Consider the following 20,245-nt stretch of genomic DNA (forward strand, 5'->3'; position numbering starts at 1 on the left):
GTCGGTGAGGTCTTCGACCTGCGTCCGGCCGCGATCATCCGGGACCTCGACCTGTTGCGTCCGATCTACCGGCAGACCGCGGCCTACGGCCACTTCGGCCGGGAGCTGCCGGAGCTGACCTGGGAGAACACCGACCGGGCCGCCGACCTGAAGTCGGTAGCGGGCGCCTGACCGGCACCACGCCCCGCGACCGGCGACCCGCGGAGGGGTCGCCGGTCGCTCGGGTTTGCGTCGACGTCGCGCTGCCGCACCTCGACCGTCCCTTCGACTACCTGGTCCCCGCCGGGCTGGCCGACGACGCGGTCCCCGGGGTGCGGGTCAAGGTCCGCTTCGCCGGTCAACTGGTCGACGGGTGGCTGCTGGAGCGGGTCGACAGCTCCGCGCACGACGGCCGGCTGGCCTACCTGGAGAAGGTGGTCTCACCGGAGCCGGTGCTGGCCCCCGAGGTGGCCCGGCTGGCCCGCGCGGTCGCCGACCGGTACGCCGGCAACCTCGCCGACGTGCTCCGGCTGGCCGTCCCGCCCCGGCACGCCCGGGTCGAGAAGGAACCCCGTGCCGACCCCGCCCGAGCCGACCCCGCCCCGCAAGGTGCGGCCGGGGTCGACCCGCGTGGCTGGCGGGACTATCCCGCCGGCCCGGCGTTCCTGACGGCGCTCGCCGACGGGCGAGCCCCCCGGGCGGTCTGGTCGGCGCTGGCCGGGGAGGACTGGGCGGCCCGCTACGCCGACGCGGTCGCCGCCACCCTCGCCGGTGGGCGGGGGGCGGTCGTGGTGGTCGCCGACGCCCGGGACCTCGACCGTCTCGACGCGGCGCTGACCACCCTGCTCGGCCCCGGACGGCACGTGACCCTCTCCGCCGCGCTCGGCCCCGCCCGCCGCTACCGGGCCTTCCTGGCCGCCCGGCGGGGCGACGTGCCGGTGGTGATCGGCACCCGGGCCGCCATGTTCGCCCCGGTCGACCGGCTCGGCCTGGTGGCGATCTGGGACGACGGGGACGACCTGCACGCCGAGCCCCGGGCCCCCTACCCGCACGCGCGGGAGGTGCTGCTCACCCGGGCCCGGCTCGCCGACGCCGCCGCACTGGTCGGCGGCTGGACCCGGACCGCCGAGGGGCAACTGCTGGTGGAGACCGGCTGGGCCCGCGAGGTGGTGGCGGACCGGGCGACCCTGCGGGCGCGTACCCCGGCGATCGCCCCGACCGGGGACGACCCGCAACTGGCCCGCGATCCGGGCGCGGCGACGGCCCGGCTGCCCAGCCTGGCCTGGACCACCGCCCGGGACACCCTGCGCGCGGACGCGCCGGTGCTGGTCCAGGTGCCCCGCCGGGGCTACCTGCCCTCGGTCTCCTGCGCGGACTGCCGGACCCCGGCCCGCTGCCCGCACTGCGCCGGCCCGTTGGCGCTGCGCGCCGCCGACGCCCCGCCGGCCTGCCGCTGGTGTGGCCGGGTCACCGCCGCGTACGCCTGCCCGCAGTGCGGCGGGCGACGGCTGCGGGCGGCCGTCACCGGGGCCCGCCGGACCGCCGAGGAGCTGGGCCGGGCGTTCCCCGGGGTGCCGGTGCGCACCTCCGGTCGCGACGAGGTGCTCACCACCGTGCCGGGCGGCGCGGCGCTGGTCATCGCCACCCCGGGTGCCGAGCCGGTGGCCGACGGGGGGTACGGCGCGGTTCTGCTGCTCGACTCCTGGGCGCTGCTCACCCGGGCCGACCTGCGGGCCGGCGAGGAGGCGCTCCGGCGGTGGCTGTCCGCGGCGGCGTTGGCCCGTCCCGCCCCGGCCGGTGGCAAGGTGGTGGTGGTCGCCGACGGGGCGCTGGCCCCGGTGCAGGCGTTGCTGCGCTGGGACCCGGGCTGGTTCGCCGCGCGGGAGTTGGCCGAGCGGCGCGAGCTGGGCTTCCCACCGGCGGTGAAGATGGCAAGCGTCACCGGGGGAGCGGAGGCGGTGGCCGACCTGCTCGCGCAGGCCCGGCTGCCGGACGGGGCGGAGGTGCTCGGCCCGGTCCCCGCCGACGAGGACCGGGAGCGGATGCTGGTCCGGGTGCCCCGGTCCCGGGCCGCCGCGCTGGCCGGGGCGCTGCACACCGCCGCCGGGGTCCGCAGCGCCCGACGGGCCGCCGAACCGGTCCGCCTCCAGGTCGACCCGCTCGCCCTGTTCTGAGTCGTCGCTCAGTTCCGTCGGGGGTCCGGCCAGCCCGCCGTCGCACCCCGGGTCCGCCGGGCTGCGGGCGTACGCGTGATAGCATCGCCCCTCATGCCCGGGCGCACGAATGGCGCGACGAAGGCGGGAACGCGTCGGGTCGACGCCAAATCGATGATCTCAATCAGCCGGTGAGCAGGGGTGGACCAGTCGTGACCGTTCGTCAGTCGATCGTCTTCAACGGTGACCTCGGCAGCGGCAAGAGCACCGTCTCCGTCGAGATCGCCAAGCGGCTGGGCCTGCGCCGGGTCAGCGTCGGTGACCTCTACCGGCAGATGGCCCAGGAACGCCAGATGACCGCGCTCCAGCTCAACCTGCACGCCGAGCTGGACCAGGCCGTCGACGGCTACGTCGACCAGCTCCAGCGCGACATCGCCGCCTCCGGCGAATCGCTGGTGATGGACTCCCGGCTGGCCTGGCACTTCTTCACCCACGCGCTCAAGGTGCACATGATCACCGAGCCGGCCGAGGCGGCCCGGCGCGTGCTGCTACGCCCCTCCGGGCCGGCCGAGAGCTACACCTCGCTGGCCGAGGCCGAGGCCAGGCTGCGCGAACGCAGCGACAGCGAGCGTAACCGGTTCATCCTCCGCTACGGCGTCGACAAGGCCCGGCTGCGCAACTACGACCTGGTCTGCGACACCACCCGGGCCTCCGCCGAGGAGGTCATCACGCACATCATCGACGCGTACGAGGGCCGCCTCGCCGCCGACGTGCTGCGTGACGCCCCGCCGTTGCTGCTGCTGGACCCGGCCCGGGTCTACCCGACCGAGGACGTCGCCACCCTGCGCGGGCTCGACGGGTCCGGGCTCGTCGGGGAGCTGGCGGCGGCCGGCGACGGGGCCCTCGCCCCGCTGCGGATCGGCTTCACCGGCGAGTACTTCTTCGTCGTCGACGGTCACCGCCGGCTCAGCGCCGCCCTGCGCAACGGTTTCTCGCTGGTGCCCGCGCAGCTCGTCGCCGAGGTGGACGAGCCGGTCGTCGGGCAGACCAGCGCCGTCGACTACTTCGCCGCCCACGTGCGCCCCAGCCTCGTGCACGACTGGGAGGCCGCCCACGGCACCCGGCTCCCGCTGCCCGCGCACGCCCTGCTCGGCGGGGACGCCGTGCTGGCCGGCGAACCGGGCGCCGGCGTCTGACCCGGCCGTCCCACCCCGATCACCACCCGTCGCGGTACGCCGGCCGGTGCCCCCGCCGCACTCCGTAGACTGGTACGGCACCACGCCGTCCAACGAAGGAGCCACCCCGCGTGACCGTCCAGCCCATCCGTCTGTTCGGGGACCCGGTGCTGCGCACGCCGGCCGATCCGGTCGTCGACTTCGACGTCGAGCTGCGTAGGCTCATCGCCGACCTCACCGACACGATGCGTGACCGCAGCGGTGCCGGGCTGGCCGCCCCCCAGCTCGGCGTGGGCCTGCGGGTGTTCACCTTCGAGGTGGACGACGTGCTCGGCCACCTGGTCAACCCGGTGCTGGAGTTCCCCGACGCCGAGGAGCAGGACGGCCCGGAGGGCTGTCTGTCCATCCCCGGGCTCTACTTCGACACCAAGCGCCGGCAGAACGTGATCGCCAAGGGCTTCAACGGCTACGGCGACCCGTTGCAGATCGTCGGCACCGGGCTGATGGCCCGCTGCGTCCAGCACGAGACCGACCACCTCGACGGGGTGCTCTTCCTCGACCGGCTGGACCCGGCCGGTCGCAAGGAGGCGATGAAGGCGATCCGCCAGGCCGACTGGTACGACGAGGCCGCCCCGCCGACGGTCAAGGTCAGCCCGCACGCCGCCGGCAACCCCTTCGGGCTGGGCCGGTGACCGCCCCGATGCGTCTGGTTTTCGCCGGTACGCCGGCGGTCGCCGTCCCCGCCCTGGCCGCCGTGCACGCCTCCGGACACGAGGTGGTGGCCGTGGTGACCCGCCCCGACGCGCCCACCGGCCGGGGTCGGGGCGTGCTGCGGTCCCCGGTCGGCGTCTGGGCCGACGAGCACGGCGTCGAGGTGTTCACCCCGGCCCGCCCCCGGGAGCCCGAGTTCCTCGACCGGCGCCGTACGCTGGCCCCCGACTGCGTGCCGGTGGTCGCCTACGGCGCGCTGGTGCCCCCGGCGGCGCTGGAGATCCCCCGCTTCGGCTGGGTCAACCTGCACTTCTCGCTGCTGCCCGCCTGGCGGGGCGCGGCACCCGTGCAGCACGCGGTGGTGCACGGCGACGAGCTGTCCGGGGCCAGGGTCTTCCAGTTGGAGCAGGGGCTGGACACCGGCCCGGTCTACGGCACGCTCACCGACGAGATCCGCCCCACCGACACCTCCGGCGACCTGCTGGAGCGGCTCGCCCACTCCGGGGCCGGGCTGCTGGTCGCCGTCCTGGACGCGATCGCGGCGGGCACCGCGCGGGCCGAACCGCAGCCCGCCGACGGGGTCTCGCTGGCTCCGAAACTGACCGTGGACGACGCCCGGGTGCGGTGGGGCGACCCCGCGTTCGCGGTCGACCGACGGGTGCGCGCCTGCACCCCCGCCCCGGGCCCGTGGACGACCTTCCGTGGCGACCGGGTCAAGCTCGGCCCGATCACCCCGGTCGGCAACGGCCCCACCCTCAAACCTGGAGAACTGCTGGTGGAGAAGTCCCGCGTGCTGGCCGGCACGGCGACCGTGCCGGTGCAGCTCGGTGAGGTGCGCGCGGCGGGCAAGAAGGCCATGCCGGCGACCGACTGGGCGCGCGGCGTCCGGGTCGCCGCCGGGGAGGAACTCGCGTGACCGAGCCGACCGCACGAGGAGACCGTCCGGCCGACACCGACCGGCGCGGCGACGACCGGCGGCCCTCCGGCGGCACCCGGGGCGACCGCCCCGCCCGAGCCGGCGGGTGGGGCGACCGGGCCGGGTCCGACCGGCGCGGCGGGCGACCCGGCCGACCGGTCCGTCCGGCCGTCGACCTGCCCCGGTACGCCGCCTACCAGGCGGTCGCGGCGGTGCACCGCGACGACGCGTACGCCAATCTGGTGTTGCCGGCGATCCTGCGCGAGCAGGGGCTGGCCGGGCGGGACGCCGCCTTCGCCACCGAGCTGACCTACGGCACCCTGCGGCAGCTCGGCACCCTCGACACGATCCTCACCGCCGCCGCCGGCCGGGACGTCGCGCGGATCGACCCGCCGGTGCGCGACGCGTTGCGGCTCGGCGCCTACCAGCTCCTGCACACCCGGGTCCCGGCGCACGCCGCCGTGTCCTCCACGGTCGACCTGGTCCGCACGGTGGGGGAGGGGGCCACCGGCTTCGCCAACGCGGTGCTGCGCGAGGTGGCCGGCCAGGACGTCGACGCGTGGACGGCCAAGCTCGCCCCGACGATGGCCGCCGACCCGATCGGCCACCTGGCCGTGACCTACAGCCACCCGCAGTGGATCGTCCGGGCCTTCGCCGACGCTCTCGGCGGTGACCTGGGTGAGGTGACCCGGCTGCTGATCGAGGACAACGAGCGCCCGCCGGTGCACCTGTGCGCCCGTCCGGGCCTCCTCGACCCGGCGGAGCTGGCCGACGCGGTCGGTGGCGCTCCTGGTGCGTTCTCGCCGTACGCGGTCTACCTGCCCGGTGGCGCGCCCGGTGACCTGCCGGCGCTGGCCGACGGCCGGGCGCACGTGCAGGACGAGGGTTCCCAGTTGGTGGCGAACGCGCTGGCCACGGCCCCGCTGGACGGTCACGACGGCCGCTGGCTGGACCTGTGCGCCGGCCCCGGTGGCAAGGCCGGCCTGCTCGGCGCGCTCGCCGCGCAGCGGGGTGCCCGGCTGACGGCGGTGGAGGTCTCCGAGCACCGGGCCCGGCTGGTCGAGCAGGCCACCCGGGGTCTGCCGGTGAGCGTGCTGCACACCGACGGGCGCACGGTCGGGGCGGATCCGAAGCTGCCGGAGGGGCACTTCGACCGGGTGCTGGTCGACGCCCCGTGCACCGGGCTGGGGTCGTTGCGCCGCCGGCCCGAGTCGCGCTGGCGGCGGCAGCCGTCGGACCTGCCGCCGTTGACCCGGTTGCAGCGGGAACTGCTCTCCGCCGCGCTGCGGGCGGCCCGTCCGGGTGGTCTGGTCGCCTACGTCACCTGTTCCCCGCACACGGTGGAGACGCACGTGACGGTCACCGAGGCGGCCCGGCGCGCGGGGGTGCCGGCGGACTTCGTCGACGCCCGGACGGTCCTGCCGCCGGGCATGCCCGGCCTGGGCGACGGCCCCACCGTCCAACTCTGGCCGCACCGCCACGGCACCGACGCCATGTTCCTGGCGCTCCTCCGCCGCACCTGAACCTGACCGTCCCGCCCCCGTCGCCGCCCCGCCCGCCCTCGGTGATCAAGAGAATTGCGTCAACGATCCGTCGCCGGATGACGCGAACCTCTTGATCACCGAAGCGGGAAGCGGCTGCGGGCGGACGGGCAGCGGGTGGGTCAGATGGTGGGGAGACCCTTGGGGCCGGCGCCGCGCATCGAGCGGGTCAGCTTCCGGTCGTCGCTCCACAGGAAACAGCGGATGCCCCGGTCGCCCTCCTCCCACTCCCGCTGCGACGGCGGATAGAAGATCGACCCGGCCCGGTACGGCAGTTCGCTGTTGTTGGGCACCTCGGCGAAGCCGGCGATCAGCGCCATGCACCGCCGGTGCACCCGCTGGTTGGCGCGACCGAAATCGGCCCAGCTCAGGTCGCTGCGTTCCAGGTAGACGCCGACGAACTCGGCGCGGTGCGGCTCGGAGCAGAGCACCGGGGCCATGTAGTTGAGATTGTTGCCGATCAGTTTGGGATCGAAGCAGCGGTGGCTGAGCGGATTGTCGCCGATCATCGCCCCGCGCAGACTGCCGACGCGGTTGACCGGCCGGGTGTTGTCGATGCTGTCGGTCTCGCTCAGGTCGCACCGGAACCAGCGGGCGCCGCTGTTCCACGCCGAGTTGGCCGGCAGCGCGATGTTCATCGTCAGCCGGGCCGAGTGCCAGTCGCCACCGAGGACGTCGCGGGCCCGCTGGTCGCACTCGGTACGGGCGGGACGCAGCGCGGCGGAACCCGGCTCGGGCCGCTCACCCCGGGTCACCGCGCCGGTGAACGTGCCGACGTGGATGGTCTCGGCCAGGTGGCTGCGCGCGCAGTCCACCGTCTCGTAGGTGCCGGCCTGCACGACCGGGGTGATCCGGGGCAGGCAGGCGTCCGTGGCGGGCACGAACGACTGGGCGACCGGCAGCACCGGCCAGTCGTCGAGCAGGTCGCCGTCGGCACCGTGCTGCGGTACGCAGCCGCTGAGCGCCACCGTCACGGTGCCGGCCAGCGCCAGCGCCACGAGCCACCGTCGCATCGTCCGCCCTTTCCGGGGGTCGACGGTCCGTCGCCGTGCCCCACCCGGCGTGCCCGCCGCCGGGCGAGCATCATACGTGACCGTCCCTGATGGAGTGTTGCGTCTTGCGGGTCGTTCGGCCAGTCGGCACCGGCCATTCGTCCCGGACTCCCGGGAAGAGGAGCCGTTGGTGCACCGCGGGTCACGCCTGGATCACAGGGCGTCGCTCATGGTGCCGTGCTGTCCGCGGCGGATGGCCGCGTTCGTACACTTGCCCTGTGACCGTACCGCCGTCGATCATCGCGCCCAGCATCCTCGCCGCCGATTTCGCCCGCCTCGCCGATGAAGTCCGCGCCGTCGAGGACGCCGCGGACTGGCTGCACGTCGACGTGATGGACAACCACTTCGTGCCCAACCTGACCATCGGCCTGCCGGTGGTGCAGAGCCTGCGGGCGGTGACCCGGCTCCCGTTCGACGTGCATCTCATGATCACCGACCCGCGGCGGTGGGCCCCCGGTTACGCCGACGCCGGCGCGTACAACGTGACCTTCCACGCCGAGGCGTGCGACGACCCGGTCGCCCTGGCCAAGGATCTCCGCTCGGCCGGTGCCAAGGCCGGGCTGGCCATCGACCGGGACACCCCGATCGAGCCGTACCTCGACCTGCTGCCCAGCTTCGACACCCTGCTGATCATGACGATCAAGGCCGGCTTCGGCGGGCAACGCTTCATCCCGCAGCTGCTGGACAAGGTGCGGGCGGCCCGCCGGCACGTCGACAGCGGCCACCTGGAACTGCGCATCGAGGTCGACGGCGGAATCGCCGCCGACACCATCGAGCAGGCCGCGGCGGCCGGCGCGGACGCCTTCGTCGCCGGCACCGCCGTGTACGGTGCGGACGACCCGGCCGAGGCGATCCGTCGCCTGCGCGGGCTGGCGGAGCGCGCCAACGCCGGGGCCTGAGGTGGAACCCACCGGCGACCGCCCCGACGTGATCCTGGTCGTCGACGACGACGAGGACATCGCCCGCTTCGTCGAGTTCAACCTGAGGCTGCACGGCTTCGAGGTGCTGCACGCCGGGGACGGCCAGGAGGCGCTCGACATGATCGAGCAGCACAAACCGGACCTGGCCGTGGTCGACCTGATGATGCCGCGCATCGACGGCCTGGAGCTGACCCGCCGGCTGCGCGCCAACCCGATCACCTCGGCACTGCCGGTGATCATGCTGACCGCCAAGGGCATGACCGTGGACAAGGTGCACGGGCTCAGCGCCGGCGCCGACGACTACCTGGTCAAGCCGTTCGACACCGCCGAGCTGGTGGCCCGGGTCAGCTCCACGCTGCGCCGCAACAAGGAGTTCCGCGAGGTCTCCCCGCTGACCGGCCTGCCCGGCAACAGCCGGATCCGCCGGGAGATCAGCGACCGGGTCCGCAGCGGCGTCGACTACGCCGTCGGCTACATCGACATCGACCGGTTCAAGAGCGTCAACGACCGGTACGGCTTCGTGCGGGGCGACGAGTTCATCTCCGCGCTGGCCCGCAGCCTGTACCGGGCGGTGGTCGCGATCGGGCTGCCGCCGGCCTTCCTCGGCCATGTCGGCGGCGACGACTTCGTGATCGTCTGCGCCCCCGACCAGATCCGCCCGCTGACCTCCCGGGCCGTGGTCGACTTCGAGAAGACCGCCGACACCCTCTACGACCCAACCGACCGGGAACGCGGCTTCGTCGAGCTGAAGGACCGGCGGGGCAACATCCGGCGGGCGGCCCTGGTCACCCTGTCGATCGGTGTCTCGCTCTCCGACGCCCGCAAGCGCTTCACCGACCCGCTGGCGGCGATCGCCGTGGCCAGCGAGATGAAAACGGTCGCCAAGAGCCAACCGGGGTCATATGTCGCAGTCGACAGGCGACGTGCCGACGGGGTGTGAAGTAGCACGCTGGAGGTGGCGGACTCCCCGGGGTTACGTGTAAGACTTCGCATGTACCCACCACGCGCTGGCGGGGCTCGGTGAAATTCCGAACCGGCGGTGATCCACGCTCGACGTGGTAAGCCCGCGACCCGGACGGCTGTGCCGCCCGGTGGACCTGGTGAGAATCCGGGGCCGACGGTGGGGGAGCGGTCCGTCCGCACCCCCGACAGTCCGGATGGGAGACAGCGCGCGGGCGGGGCGGGCCTGCGTGGCGTCTCTTCCGACCGCGTGGGCTCCCCGGGGGCGGCGCTGCCGTTCCCGGTTCCGCCGCCGCCTGCCCGCCTGCTTCCGTACCGCCCGCGCGGGGACCGGCGAGCGAGAGGGCAGGGCATGGGCGGCGTCTCCGTGGACGAGGCGATGCGTCGTGCCATCGAGTTGGGCGCGCGGGGTCTCGGCACCACCAGTCCCAATCCGGTCGTCGGCTGCGTGCTGCTCGATGCGGACGGCGTCGTCGTCGGGGAGGGCTTCCACGCCTACACCGGCGGGCCGCACGCCGAGATCGTCGCGCTCGCCCAGGCCGGTGAGCGGGCCCGGGGCGGCACCGCGGTGGTCACCCTGGAACCCTGCGACCACACCGGTCGCACCGGCCCGTGCAGTCACGCGCTGATCCGCGCCGGCATCGCCCGGGTGGTCATCGCCGTACCCGACCCCAACCCGGTCGCCTCGGGCGGTGCCGCCACCCTGCGCGCCGCCGGGGTGCGGGTCGAGTTCGGGGTACGCGCCGAGGAGGCCGAGGCCGGCAACGTCGCCTGGCTGACCTCGATGCGGCGCGGCTGGCCGTACCTGATCTGGAAGTACGCCGCCACCCTCGACGGCCGGTCCGCGGCGGCCGACGGCAGCAGCATGTGGATCACCTCCGAGGCGGCCCGGATGGACGTGCACGCGTTGCGCGGCACGGTCGACGCGGTCATCGCCGGGGTCGGCACCGTGCTCGCCGACGATCCCCGGCTGACCGCCCGTAACCTGCGCGACGGCACCCTGGCCATCCGCCAGCCGTTGCGGGTGGTGGTGGACAGCGCCGGGCGTACCCCGGCCGACGCCCGGGTCCGCGACGGCGCCGCCCGCACCTGGATCGCCACCGTCGCCGAGGTCGGCGCCGGCCCGGACGGCCGGGTCGACCTGCCGGCCCTGCTGGCCGAACTGCACCACCGGGGGGTACGCGCCGCGCTGCTGGAGGGCGGTCCCCGGCTGGCCGGGGCGTTCCTCGCCGCCGGCCTGGTCGACCGGGTCGTCGGGTACGTCGCGCCGAAGCTGCTCGGGGCCGGCCCGACCGCGTTGGTCGACGCGGGTGTGACGACCATCGCCGACGCCATCGATCTGGAAATCACCGACGTTACCCGGGTCGGGTCCGACCTGAGGATCACCGCGCTGCCCCGGAAGAGGGAGGCCTGAGATGTTCACCGGCATCGTCGAGGAGTTGGGCGAGGTCGTCCGGATCGCCGACACCGGGGGTGACTCGGCGCTGGTCGCGATCCGCGGCCCGCTGGTCACCTCTGACGCCCGGCACGGCGACTCCATCGCGGTCAACGGGGTCTGCCTGACCGTGGTCGACGTCGACGGCGGGGTGTTCACCGCCGACGTGTTGGGCGAGTCGCTGCGCCGCTCGGCGCTCGGCGGGCTGCGCCCCGGCGACCCCGTCAACCTGGAGCGGGCCGCCGCGCTGAACAGCCGGCTCGGCGGGCACCTGGTGCAGGGCCACGTCGACGGCGTCGGCGAGGTGCTCTCCCGGGAACCGGCCGCGCAGTGGGAGACGCTGCGGTTCCGGCTGCCCACCGCCCTGGCCCGGTACGTGGTGGAGAAGGGCTCGATCACCGTCGACGGGGTGTCGCTGACGGTGGCGGCGGTCGGCGACGACTGGTTCACCGTCGGGCTGATCCCCACCACCCTCAAGCTCACCACGCTCGGCGGCCGGGGGGTCGGCGCGCCGGTCAACCTGGAGGTGGACGTGCTGGCCAAGTACGTCGAACGCCTCCTCGACGCCCGGCTGCCCGGCGGCCCGGTCGGGACCGACGACGCCGCCCCGGCGCTGCCCGACGACGCCGCCCCGGCGCTGCCCGGCGACACCGCCGGAGGGGCACGGTGAGCGGCCCGGTCGGCTGGCTGCTCGACGCGCAGGTGTACGTCGTCGGTTCCCCGGTGCTGGTCCGGGAGATCGTCGGCAACGCCTTCGGGCTGGTCTCGGCGCTGCTCGGGCTGCGCCGGCTGGTCTGGGCCTGGCCGGTCGGCATGATCGGCAACGGGCTGCTGTTCACCGTCTTCCTCGGCGGGGTGTTCGCCACCCCGCAGGCGCACGACCTCTACGGCCAGGCCGGCCGGCAGGTCTTCTTCTTCGCGGTCAGCGTCTACGGCTGGTGGCGGTGGTCGCGCAACCGCCGCCAGGGCGGGGACGCCCCGGCGGTCACCCCCCGCTGGGCCACCGGCCGGGAACGGCTCGGCCTGCTGCTGGCCGCCGTGCTCGGCACCGCGCTGGGCTATCCGCTGCTCGCCGCGCTCGGCTCGTGGGGGCCGCTGCCGGACGCCTGGATCCTCACCGGCAGCCTGCTGGCCACCTACGGGATGGCCCGGGGCTGGGTGGAGTTCTGGCTGGTCTGGATCGCGGTGGACGCGGTCGGCGTACCGCTGCTGCTGCGTGGCGGCTTCTACCCCTCGGCGGCGATGTACCTGGTCTACGGCGCGCTCTGCGGCTGGGGCTTCGCCGCCTGGTGGCGCACCTCGCGGGCCACCCGCCCGGCGTCGACACCGATCCCGTCCACCTACTCGGAGGTCGTGGCATGAGCACCCAGGCGGTCACCTTCGCCCGGATCGAGGAGGCGGTGGCGGACATCGCCGCCGGCCGGCCCGTGGTGGTGGTCGACGACGAGGACCGGGAGAACGAGGGCGACCTGATCTTCGCCGCCGAGCTGGCCACCCCGGAGCTGCTCGCCTTCATGGTCCGCTGGACCTCCGGGTACGTCTGCGTCCCACTGACCGAGGCGGAGTGCGACCGGCTGGACCTGCCGCCGATGCACCACACCAACCAGGACCGGCGCGGCACCGCCTACACGGTGACCGTGGACGCCCGGGAGGGGGTCAGCACCGGCATCTCGGCAGCCGACCGGGCGCACACCATCCGGCTGCTCGCCGACCCCGGCACCGACCCGACGGACCTGGCCCGCCCCGGCCACGTGGTGCCGCTGCGGGCCCGCGCCGGCGGGGTGCTGCGCCGCCCCGGGCACACCGAGGCGGCGGTCGACCTGACCCGGCTGGCGGGGCTGCGTCCCGCCGGGGTGCTCTGTGAGCTGGTCAACGACGACGGCACCATGATGCGCCTGCCGGATCTGGAGAAGTTCTGCGCCGAGCACTCGCTCACCCTGGTCACCATCGCCGACCTGGTGGCCTACCGGCGGCGGCACGAGAAGCAGGTCGAGCAGGTCGCGCAGGCGCGGATGCCCACCCCGTACGGGGTGTTCCGGGCGCTGGGCTACCGGGCCGAACACGACCCGGCCGAACACGTCGCGCTGGTCTTCGGTGAGCTGGGCGACGGCAGGGACGTGCTGGTCCGGGTGCACTCCGAGTGCCTGACCGGGGACGTCTTCGGGTCGCTGCGCTGCGACTGCGGGCCCCAGTTGCAGGCGTCGCTGGCCCGGGTCGCCCGGGAGGGGCGGGGCGTGGTGCTCTACGTGCGCGGCCACGAGGGGCGCGGCATCGGCCTGCTGCACAAGCTGCAGGCGTACCAGCTCCAGGACCAGGGCCGCGACACCGTGGACGCGAACCTCGACCTGGGCCTGCCGGCCGACGCCCGGGACTACGGCACCGGCGCGCAGATCCTCTACGACCTGGGGGTGCGGTCGCTGCGGCTGCTCACCAACAACCCGGCCAAGCGGGCCGGGCTGGAGGGGTACGGGCTGACCGTCACCGGCCGGGAGGGGCTGCCGGTCCGGCCGCACCCGGAGAACGTCCGCTACCTGCGGACCAAGCGGGACCGGATGGGCCACCTGTTGGACGAGCTGGACGAGGTGACCGAGGCCCCGATGGGCCGGCCGGTCCCCGGCGACGAGATCGGAGCATGACGATGGCGGGTTTCGGTGAACCCGGAGTGACCCCGGTGGATGCCGCCGGGCTGACCGTCGGGGTGGTGGCGGCGCGCTGGCACGGCGAGCTGACCGACCACATGCTCGACCGGGCGGTGGCCGCCGCGCAGGCGTGCGGGGCGCGGGTGGTGACGGCCCGGGTGGCCGGCTCGGTGGAGCTGCCGGTGGTGGCGCAGGCCCTGGCCCGGCGCTGCGACGTGGTGGTGGCGCTGGGCGTGGTGGTGCGCGGCGCGACCGCCCACTTCGACTACGTCTGCCGGTCGGTGACCGACGGGCTGACCCGGATCGCCCTGGACGAGGGCAAGCCGGTGGCGCACGGGGTGCTGACCGTGGAGAACCTCGACCAGGCCCGGGACCGGGCCGGGCTGCCCGGCTCCGCCGAGGACAAGGGCTGGTCGGCGACGGTGGCCGCCCTGGACGCCGCCCTGGCGGTCCGGGCCGTGTCCACGGCCAACGGCCACCGCGTCGGCTTCGCCGGCTGACCACCCGTCGGGGCTTTGGCCTGGTGGGCCGATTTTGCGGGGTCGGCGGTCGTGAACCCCGCAACATCGCCCCACTTGGGGTCACCCCGCGCTACAGCCGGCCGGCCTCGATGATCCGGCGGAGGAACTGCCGGGTTCGGGGCTGGGTCGGCTCGCCGAACACCTGGGCGGGCGGCCCGGCCTCGACCACCCGGCCGGCGTCGAGGAAACAGACCTGGTCGGCGACCTCCCGGGCGAACCCCATCTCGTGGGTGGCCAACACCATCGTCATCCCGGCGGACTTCAGGTCCCGGATCATCGCCAGCACCTCGCCGACCAGCTCCGGGTCGAGCGCCGAGGTGACCTCGTCCAGCAGCATCAGCCGGGGCGAGTTGGCCAGTGCCCGGACGATCGCCACCCGCTGCTGCTGGCCGCCGGAGAGCCGGTCCGGGTAGGCGTCCGCCCGGTCGGCCAACCCGACCCGGGCGAGCAGCTCCCGGGCCTGCGCCTCGGCCTCGGCCCGGGCCCGCCGGTGCACCCGGCGCGGCGCGAGGGTGACGTTGTCCAGCACGCTCAGGTGCGGAAACAGGTTGTACGACTGGAACACCATGCCGATGCGCCGGCGGACCCGGTCCGGGTCGACCCGGGGGTCGGAGATCTCCTCGCCGTCGAGCGTGATGCTCCCGTCGTCGAGTTCCTCCAGCAGGTTCACGCAGCGCAACAGCGTCGACTTACCCGACCCGGACGCCCCGATCAGGGCGACCACCCGGTGCTCCTCGACGGTGAGGTCGAGCCCGTCGAGCACCACCCGGCCACCGAACTCCTTGCGTACCCCCTGGCAGGTCAGCACGGCCATGGTCAGCCTCCGGACTGGCGTCGAGCCGCGCGCAGCGTCACCCAGTCGGTGACCGCGATCAGCGGGATGGCGAGCAGCACGAACAGCACCCCGGCCACGATGTACGGGGTGTAGTTGAAGCTCTGCGCGGTGGCGATCTGCGCCGCCCGGACGGCGTCGATCGGGCCGGCCAGGGAGACCAGGCCGACGTCCTTCTGCAACGCCACCACGTCGTTGAGCAGGGGCGGCGCGACCCGCCGGACGGCCTGCGGCAGCACCACGTGCCGCATGGTCTGCCGGTAGGTCAGCCCCAGCGAGCGGGCCGCCGCGAGCTGGCTCGGGTGGACCGACTCGATGCCGGCCCGGAACACCTCCGCCAGGTAACCGCCGTAGGTGAGCACCAGCGCCAGCCCGCCGAGCACCAGCACCGGGGGCATCCCCTGCAACCGCAGGCCGGGCACGCCGAGGGTGAGCACGTACAGCACGATGATCAGCGGCAGGCCCCGGAAGGTGTACGTGTACCCGGCGGCGAGCGCGCGGACCGGGAAGAAGACCGGCCCGCGCAGGGTCCGCAGCAGCGCGATCAGCAGGCCGAGCAGCAGCGCCCCGACGGCACAGCAGACCAGCAGCCGGACGTTGAGCCACAGCCCGGTGAGCACCTCCGGCAGGGCGTCGCGGGCGATCTGCGGGTCGAGGAACGACAGGCGGACCCGGTCCCAGCCGGGTGCGCCGGTGACCGCGACGACCAGCAGCGTGCCGAGCACCGCCGTGGAGACGGCGGCGACCAGCACGCTGCGGGTCGTCTGCCGACGCCGGTACGCGGCCCGCCGCCGCTGGGCCGCCGACAGGAGGTACGGCCGGTCCACCGCCGGGTCGTCGTTGCCTGCGGACACCCGGCTCACTGGAGTTCGGTCGCCCCCGCCACCTGGGCGAGCCACTTCTGCTCCAGCTGCTTGAGCGTGCCGGCCTCGGCGAGTTCCCCGACGGTCTTGCTGACGCACAGCGTGAGCGGGGAGTCCTTGTCCAGCAGCAGCCCGAACGCCTCCGGCGCACCCACCTGCGGCAGCTGGCCGACGATGGTGGCGTCGGTGACCTCTGAACCGGTGATGTAGAACGCGGTCGGCAGGTCGACCACCAGCCCGTCGATCTGGCCGTTCTGCAGGGCCTTCTTGGCGTCGTCGTTGCTGTTGTAGACCTGCGGCTTGACCGAGGGCTTGATCAGGGCGGTGATCGCCTGGTAACTGGTGGTGCCGACCTGCGCGCCGAGCTTGGCGTTCTTCAGGTCCGCCACCGACTTCTTCCCGGCGATCTTCGACGACTTGAGCGCGATGACGGTCTGGCGTACCAGGTAGTACGGGGCGGAGAAGTCGACCGCCTGCTTGCGTTCCTCGGTGATGGAGAACTGGTTGATGTCGAAGTCGAAGGTCTTCGGGCCCGGGGCGATGGCGGTGTCGAACTTCACCCGGGTCCAGGTGACGTCCCCCCGGGCGTACCCGAGCCGCTCGGCCACCGCGTACGCGACGGCGGACTCGAAACCCTCGCCGCTGTCCGGCTTGTCGCCCTTGAACCACGGCTCGTACGCGGGCTCGTCGGTGGCGATGGTGAGCTTGCCCGGTGTCCGGGTCTTCAGGCTGTCCTTGGCACAGGACGCCGCGGTGGGGACGACGTCGGGGGTGGTGGGCGTGGGGTCCTGCGGGGCGCATCCGGCCACGGCGACGAGGAGCACGGCGGCGGTGGCGGCGGCGCGGGTACGTGAGCTGCTGCTGACCATGGCCGCCAGGATAGAGAAGACCGCCGATCCCTCGAAGGGTGTCCCATCAGGTAGATGAGAGATCGATGTGCAAACGTGTCCGGCCCGTTGCCGGTGGCCGGTGACCCGCGCTCCGGCCGGCCGGAGCGCCCGGCGTCTCCGGCCCCGTCCCAGCTTGCGGGAACAGGATGTGGGCAGGGCGACCCGGCCGGACCCGGAGCGCACGGCGTCGGTGGGTGGCTGGAAGAATCCGGTTCCGTGAAGACGTTCGAGGAGTTGTTCGCCGAGCTCCAGGCCAAGGCAGCCGCCGGCACGCCGGGTTCCGGCACGGTCGACGCCCTGGCCAAGGGGGTGCACTTCGTCGGCAAGAAGGTCGTCGAGGAGGCGGCCGAGTCGTGGATGGCCGCCGAGCACGAGGGCCCGGAGCGCACCGCCGAGGAGATCTCCCAGCTGCTCTACCAGGTGCAGGTGCTGATGCTGGCCAGCGGTCTGGAGCTGAAGGACGTCTACCGACATCTGTGAGTGCGCCCGCGTCGTTGATCTGATCCGATCGAAGGAGCACTCCGTCATGCTGCGTGTCGCCGTACCCAACAAGGGGGCCCTGGCCGAGAAGGCCGCCCAGATGCTGCGCGAGGCGGGCTACCGCCAGCGCACCGACCCCAAGGACCTGGTCTGCCCGGACGAGGCCAACGACATCGAGTTCTTCTACCTGCGCCCGAAGGACATCGCCACCTACGTCGGCTCGGGTGACCTCGACGTCGGGATCACCGGCCGGGACCTGCTGATCGACTCCGGTGCGCCCGCCGAGGAGGTGGTCGACCTGGCCTTCGGCCGGGCCACCTTCCGCTTCGCCGCCCGCCCCGAGGACGTCGGCGACGTGCAGGAGCTGGGCGGTCACCGGATCGCCACCGCGTACCCGGGGCTGGTCGAGCGGTACCTCGCCGAACTGGGCGTCAAGGCCGACGTGATCCGGCTCGACGGCGCGGTGGAGAACGCCATCCGGCTCGGGGTCGCCGACGTCGTCGCCGACGTGGTGGAGACCGGCGCGACGCTGCGCCAGGCCGGACTGGTCGTGTTCGGGGAGCCGTTGCTGCGGTCCTCGGCGGTGCTGGTCCGCCGGGCCGACGCGCCGGCCCACCCGCAGGCGGAGCAGTTGCTGCGTCGCCTGCACGGGGTGCTGGTGGCCCGCCGTTACGTGATGCTCGCCTACGACGTGCCGGCGGGTCTGCTCGACCGGGCCAGCGGCCTCACCCCGGGCATCGAGTCGCCGACGGTCTCCCCGCTGCACCGGGAGGGCTGGGTCGCCGTGCAGGCGATGGTGCTCCGCGACGACGTCCACCGGATCATGGACGAGCTGTACGAGCTGGGTGCCCGCGCCATCCTGGTCACCAACATCCACGCCTGCCGGCTCTGATCCGACCGCCCGGCGGCCCGTACCACCCGTCGTGCCCTCGTGCTCGACGTCCCTCGTGCTCGACGGCAATGGGGCCGATACGGCGGCGTCATCCCTCACGGATACCGCTGTATCGGCCCCATTACCCCAGTCCGCCCCGCCCCGTCCAGCCCGTCCCGCCCCGCTCGAACCGGGCGGGGCTGGTGGGGGTGGGTGGCGACGCGACGCCGTCCGGGTCGGGTGGCAGACTGGAGCGGTGAGCGACACCGAGTTGATCCGTCTCAGGCCGCGTCGTATCCGGGTCGTCTGCTGGGCCTCGGCGATCGCCCTGCTGGTGGTCTTCAGCCTGGTGGCCACCTCGTTGACCGGGGCGACCGGCGAGGGCTACGGCACCTTCCAGCGTGGCGACCAGGTTGCCATGGTCGGCCTCGGGGTGCTCGGCGCGCTCGGCATCCTGCTGTTCACCCGGCCCCGGGTCGAGGCGGACGCCCGGGGGGTCCGGGTGCGCAACATCCTCGGCTCGTACGAGCTGCCCTGGGAGGTCGTCCGGGGGGTGCGCTTCGACCGGGGCGCGCCCTGGGCCAGCCTGGAGCTGCACGACGACGACCTGCTGCCGATGGTGGCGCTCCAGGCCGCCGACAAGGAGATCGCGGTCGACGGGGTCCGCGCCTTGCGCCGGCTGCACCAGGCCCACCTGGCCGGCCTCGGCGGCACCCCGGCCCGCTGACCGTCCCGGCCGGGGAGAGCCGCCTCCGCCGGCCCGCTGACCGTCCCGGCCGGGGAGCCGCCTCCGCCGGCCCGCTGGCAGCTCCGGCCGAGGAGCCGCTCTGCTTCAGCCGGCCCGCTGGCGGTCCGGCCGGTCCGCTGGCCCGTTGATCGTCTGGAGGGCCGCTACCGGGGTTCTCGTACCGTGCTGACCTGCGGGCCCGGTTTGGGGGATGGCTGCGCCGGGGTGTAGTGTTGCCACGTCGACCAGACTGCCCCCGCCTGTGGCGTGTGGGTGGTCCCGAAGCGGAGCGCCTGCTCCCACCCGAGTCGCCCCTGAGGTGGCCGGGTCCGGTCACCGGTTCCGGGTTCGTCCCGGCACCGGATGCGCGATCATGTGATCGTGCCGACCGGTCGAGCGGGCCCTGGCATGCGCCGGGGCCTTCTGCTTTCCGGGTCGCCCCCACCCGGGGGCCGCGCGGGGTCGGCCACGCAACAGACTCGACTCGAGGAGGCCACATCAGCGTCGAACCACGCGTGAACGAGCAGATCCGGGCACGTGAGGTCCGACTGGTCGGCCCTGAGGGTGAGCAGGTGGGCATCGTCCCGCTGGAGCGCGCCCTGCAGCTGGCCGCGGACGTCGACCTGGACCTGGTCGAGGTTGCGCCGATGGCGCGCCCGCCTGTGTGCAAGCTCATGGACTTCGGCAAGTTCAAGTACGAGAGCGCACTCAAGGCGCGCGAAGCGCGGCGTAACCAGCAGCAGACCGTCATCAAGGAGATGAAGCTCCGGCCGAAGATCGACCCGCACGACTACGAGACCAAGAAGGGTCACGTGGTGCGGTTCCTCAAGGCCGGCGACAAGGTCAAGGTGACGATCATGTTCCGCGGTCGGGAGCAGAGCCGCCCGGAGCTGGGTTACCGGCTCCTGCGTCGGCTCGAGTCCGAGATCACGGACCTGGGATACGTCGAGGCCGCTCCGAAGCAGGACGGCCGTAACATGATCATGGTTCTCGCTCCGCACCGGGCCGTCAAGGCATCCGCGGTCGCCGCCACGGCGTCCCGTGGGGGCCCCCGGGACCGGGCCGCGGAGGAATCGGCCGCCCCGGCAGGTGGCGCGACCCCGGTGGTCGGCGAGACCGCAGCAGCCGGCGAGACCGGCCCGACCGCTGACACCAGCGGCCAGTAACAGGGAGAAGACGTTCCACATGCCGAAGATGAAGAGCCACACGGGTATGGGCAAGCGGGTCAAGGTGACCGGCAAGGGCAAGATCGTCGCCCAGCAGGCCGGCCTTCGCCACAACCTGGAGAAGAAGCCGTCCACCCAGACCCGGCGGCTGACCGGCACGGTCGAGCTGGCCAAGGCCGACGTCAAGCGCATCAAGAAGCTGCTCGGCCGCTGACGCGCGCCACCTTTACCTAACAAGGAGTTGAGATGGCACGCGTCAAGCGGGCTGTGAACGCCCAGAAGAAGCGTCGTACCCTGCTGGAGACCGCGAGCGGTTACCGCGGTCAGCGCTCCCGGCTGTACCGCAAGGCCAAGGAGCAGGTGCTGCACTCGATGCAGTACGCCTACCGGGACCGTCGCGACCGCAAGGGCGAC

Annotated in this window: 23 protein-coding genes and 1 riboswitch; of the genes, 19 read left to right on the forward strand and 4 right to left on the reverse strand. The window is 73.7% G+C overall.

Annotated elements, in window-relative coordinates; all coding sequences use genetic code 11:
- The 6 genes from ACOJTC_RS02010 to ACOJTC_RS02035 form a co-directional block, all read left to right on the forward strand.
- Positions 1-171: methionine adenosyltransferase domain-containing protein (locus ACOJTC_RS02010; protein WP_420115518.1), on the forward strand; the 171-nt coding region annotated here is incomplete at its 5' end.
- On the forward strand, positions 168-2,153 hold the full coding sequence (locus ACOJTC_RS02015; RefSeq protein ID WP_420115519.1) for a primosomal protein N': 1,986 nt from the start codon (positions 168-170) through the stop codon (positions 2,151-2,153). The genes ACOJTC_RS02010 and ACOJTC_RS02015, both read left to right, overlap by 4 nt.
- Before the next feature lie 191 nt (positions 2,154-2,344).
- A complete protein-coding gene (locus ACOJTC_RS02020) occupies positions 2,345-3,328 on the forward strand; it encodes an AAA family ATPase (RefSeq protein ID WP_204927578.1) in 984 nt (327 codons plus the stop codon).
- Between the two features lie 110 nt (positions 3,329-3,438).
- Entirely contained in the window at positions 3,439-3,999 is a 561-nt protein-coding gene (gene def, locus ACOJTC_RS02025) for a peptide deformylase (RefSeq protein WP_204927577.1), read from the forward strand.
- Between the two features lie 8 nt (positions 4,000-4,007).
- Positions 4,008-4,934 (forward strand): methionyl-tRNA formyltransferase, encoded by a 927-nt coding sequence (gene fmt, locus ACOJTC_RS02030; protein WP_420115511.1) that lies wholly within the window; start codon positions 4,008-4,010, stop codon positions 4,932-4,934.
- Positions 4,931-6,457 carry an RsmB/NOP family class I SAM-dependent RNA methyltransferase gene (locus ACOJTC_RS02035; protein WP_420115512.1) on the forward strand — a complete coding sequence of 509 codons (1,527 nt, stop codon included), beginning with the start codon at positions 4,931-4,933 and terminating at the stop codon, positions 6,455-6,457. Before fmt ends, ACOJTC_RS02035 begins: the two co-directional genes overlap by 4 nt.
- Before the next feature lie 140 nt (positions 6,458-6,597).
- Here the strand turns inward: ACOJTC_RS02035 and ACOJTC_RS02040 are convergent, their stop codons facing one another.
- Positions 6,598-7,488, reverse strand: a complete 891-nt coding sequence (locus ACOJTC_RS02040; protein WP_204927575.1) for a septum formation family protein — start codon at positions 7,486-7,488, stop codon at positions 6,598-6,600.
- Between the two features lie 257 nt (positions 7,489-7,745).
- Between ACOJTC_RS02040 and rpe the strand changes: the two genes are divergently transcribed.
- From rpe to ribH, 7 genes are all read left to right on the forward strand, one after another.
- A complete protein-coding gene (gene rpe / locus ACOJTC_RS02045) occupies positions 7,746-8,426 on the forward strand; it encodes a ribulose-phosphate 3-epimerase (protein ID WP_204927574.1) in 681 nt (226 codons plus the stop codon).
- 1 nt (position 8,427) lies between these two features.
- The gene (locus tag ACOJTC_RS02050; RefSeq protein ID WP_088645203.1) at positions 8,428-9,387 is read left to right on the forward strand and encodes a response regulator; all 960 of its coding nucleotides are present in this window, start codon (positions 8,428-8,430) and stop codon (positions 9,385-9,387) included.
- 62 nt (positions 9,388-9,449) lie between these two features.
- Positions 9,450-9,620: riboswitch (FMN riboswitch) on the forward strand.
- A gap of 139 nt (positions 9,621-9,759) precedes the next feature.
- Positions 9,760-10,821, forward strand: a complete 1,062-nt coding sequence (gene ribD, locus ACOJTC_RS02055; protein ID WP_420115513.1) for a bifunctional diaminohydroxyphosphoribosylaminopyrimidine deaminase/5-amino-6-(5-phosphoribosylamino)uracil reductase RibD — start codon at positions 9,760-9,762, stop codon at positions 10,819-10,821.
- Position 10,822: 1 nt separating this feature from the next.
- Complete coding sequence (locus ACOJTC_RS02060) at positions 10,823-11,512, forward strand: riboflavin synthase (protein ID WP_420115514.1); 690 nt, start codon at positions 10,823-10,825, stop codon at positions 11,510-11,512.
- Entirely contained in the window at positions 11,509-12,204 is a 696-nt protein-coding gene (gene pnuC, locus ACOJTC_RS02065) for a nicotinamide riboside transporter PnuC (RefSeq protein ID WP_420115515.1), read from the forward strand. Before ACOJTC_RS02060 ends, pnuC begins: the two co-directional genes overlap by 4 nt.
- On the forward strand, positions 12,201-13,478 hold the full coding sequence (locus ACOJTC_RS02070) for a bifunctional 3,4-dihydroxy-2-butanone-4-phosphate synthase/GTP cyclohydrolase II (RefSeq protein ID WP_420115516.1): 1,278 nt from the start codon (positions 12,201-12,203) through the stop codon (positions 13,476-13,478). Before pnuC ends, ACOJTC_RS02070 begins: the two co-directional genes overlap by 4 nt.
- Positions 13,479-13,480: 2 nt before the next feature.
- The gene (ribH, locus tag ACOJTC_RS02075; RefSeq protein WP_420115520.1) at positions 13,481-13,981 is read left to right on the forward strand and encodes a 6,7-dimethyl-8-ribityllumazine synthase; all 501 of its coding nucleotides are present in this window, start codon (positions 13,481-13,483) and stop codon (positions 13,979-13,981) included.
- A 91-nt stretch (positions 13,982-14,072) separates the two neighbouring features.
- Here the strand turns inward: ribH and ACOJTC_RS02080 are convergent, their stop codons facing one another.
- Genes ACOJTC_RS02080 through ACOJTC_RS02090 form a run of 3 tightly spaced genes read right to left on the reverse strand, consistent with a single transcriptional unit; the run spans position 14,073 to position 16,566 of the window.
- Positions 14,073-14,816, reverse strand: coding sequence for an amino acid ABC transporter ATP-binding protein (locus ACOJTC_RS02080; protein WP_420115517.1), 744 nt, complete (start codon positions 14,814-14,816; stop codon positions 14,073-14,075).
- Between the two features lie 2 nt (positions 14,817-14,818).
- Complete coding sequence (locus tag ACOJTC_RS02085) at positions 14,819-15,643, reverse strand: amino acid ABC transporter permease (protein WP_204927714.1); 825 nt, start codon at positions 15,641-15,643, stop codon at positions 14,819-14,821.
- A gap of 50 nt (positions 15,644-15,693) precedes the next feature.
- Entirely contained in the window at positions 15,694-16,566 is an 873-nt protein-coding gene (locus tag ACOJTC_RS02090; protein ID WP_204927571.1) for an ABC transporter substrate-binding protein, read from the reverse strand.
- A 219-nt stretch (positions 16,567-16,785) separates the two neighbouring features.
- Here ACOJTC_RS02090 and ACOJTC_RS02095 point away from each other — a divergent pair, with 219 nt between their 5' ends.
- From ACOJTC_RS02095 to ACOJTC_RS02120, 6 genes are all read left to right on the forward strand, one after another.
- Positions 16,786-17,067, forward strand: a complete 282-nt coding sequence (locus ACOJTC_RS02095) for a phosphoribosyl-ATP diphosphatase (RefSeq protein WP_204927713.1) — start codon at positions 16,786-16,788, stop codon at positions 17,065-17,067.
- Between the two features lie 46 nt (positions 17,068-17,113).
- Positions 17,114-17,959 carry an ATP phosphoribosyltransferase gene (hisG, locus tag ACOJTC_RS02100; RefSeq protein WP_204927570.1) on the forward strand — a complete coding sequence of 282 codons (846 nt, stop codon included), beginning with the start codon at positions 17,114-17,116 and terminating at the stop codon, positions 17,957-17,959.
- A gap of 235 nt (positions 17,960-18,194) precedes the next feature.
- Entirely contained in the window at positions 18,195-18,665 is a 471-nt protein-coding gene (locus ACOJTC_RS02105; protein WP_204927569.1) for a PH domain-containing protein, read from the forward strand.
- 515 nt (positions 18,666-19,180) lie between these two features.
- Positions 19,181-19,831, forward strand: coding sequence for a translation initiation factor IF-3 (gene infC, locus ACOJTC_RS02110; protein WP_204927568.1), 651 nt, complete (start codon positions 19,181-19,183; stop codon positions 19,829-19,831).
- Positions 19,832-19,850: 19 nt separating this feature from the next.
- On the forward strand, positions 19,851-20,045 hold the full coding sequence (rpmI, locus tag ACOJTC_RS02115; protein WP_026267805.1) for a 50S ribosomal protein L35: 195 nt from the start codon (positions 19,851-19,853) through the stop codon (positions 20,043-20,045).
- A 32-nt stretch (positions 20,046-20,077) separates the two neighbouring features.
- A partial coding sequence (locus tag ACOJTC_RS02120) for a 50S ribosomal protein L20 (protein WP_420115521.1) occupies positions 20,078-20,245 on the forward strand: 168 nt, incomplete at its 3' end.

This window comes from Micromonospora sp. (assembly GCF_048594385.1).
Lineage (GTDB): Bacteria > Actinomycetota > Actinomycetes > Mycobacteriales > Micromonosporaceae > Micromonospora > Micromonospora wenchangensis.

What these genes read in the sequence shown, in the direction of transcription:
- ACOJTC_RS02060 (WP_420115514.1), top strand. Translation starts at nt 10,823, where the DNA reads ATGTTCACCGGCATCGTCGAGGAGTTGGGCGAGGTCGTCCGGATCGCC.
- ACOJTC_RS02070 (WP_420115516.1), top strand. Translation starts at nt 12,201, where the DNA reads ATGAGCACCCAGGCGGTCACCTTCGCCCGGATCGAGGAGGCGGTGGCG.
- hisG (WP_204927570.1), top strand. Translation starts at nt 17,114, where the DNA reads ATGCTGCGTGTCGCCGTACCCAACAAGGGGGCCCTGGCCGAGAAGGCC.
- ribD (WP_420115513.1), top strand. Translation starts at nt 9,760, where the DNA reads ATGGGCGGCGTCTCCGTGGACGAGGCGATGCGTCGTGCCATCGAGTTG.
- fmt (WP_420115511.1), top strand. Translation starts at nt 4,008, where the DNA reads ATGCGTCTGGTTTTCGCCGGTACGCCGGCGGTCGCCGTCCCCGCCCTG.
- ACOJTC_RS02040 (WP_204927575.1), bottom strand. Translation starts at nt 7,488, where the DNA reads ATGCGACGGTGGCTCGTGGCGCTGGCGCTGGCCGGCACCGTGACGGTG.
- ACOJTC_RS02090 (WP_204927571.1), bottom strand. Translation starts at nt 16,566, where the DNA reads ATGGTCAGCAGCAGCTCACGTACCCGCGCCGCCGCCACCGCCGCCGTG.
- ACOJTC_RS02080 (WP_420115517.1), bottom strand. Translation starts at nt 14,816, where the DNA reads ATGGCCGTGCTGACCTGCCAGGGGGTACGCAAGGAGTTCGGTGGCCGG.
- rpmI (WP_026267805.1), top strand. Translation starts at nt 19,851, where the DNA reads ATGCCGAAGATGAAGAGCCACACGGGTATGGGCAAGCGGGTCAAGGTG.
- ribH (WP_420115520.1), top strand. Translation starts at nt 13,481, where the DNA reads ATGGCGGGTTTCGGTGAACCCGGAGTGACCCCGGTGGATGCCGCCGGG.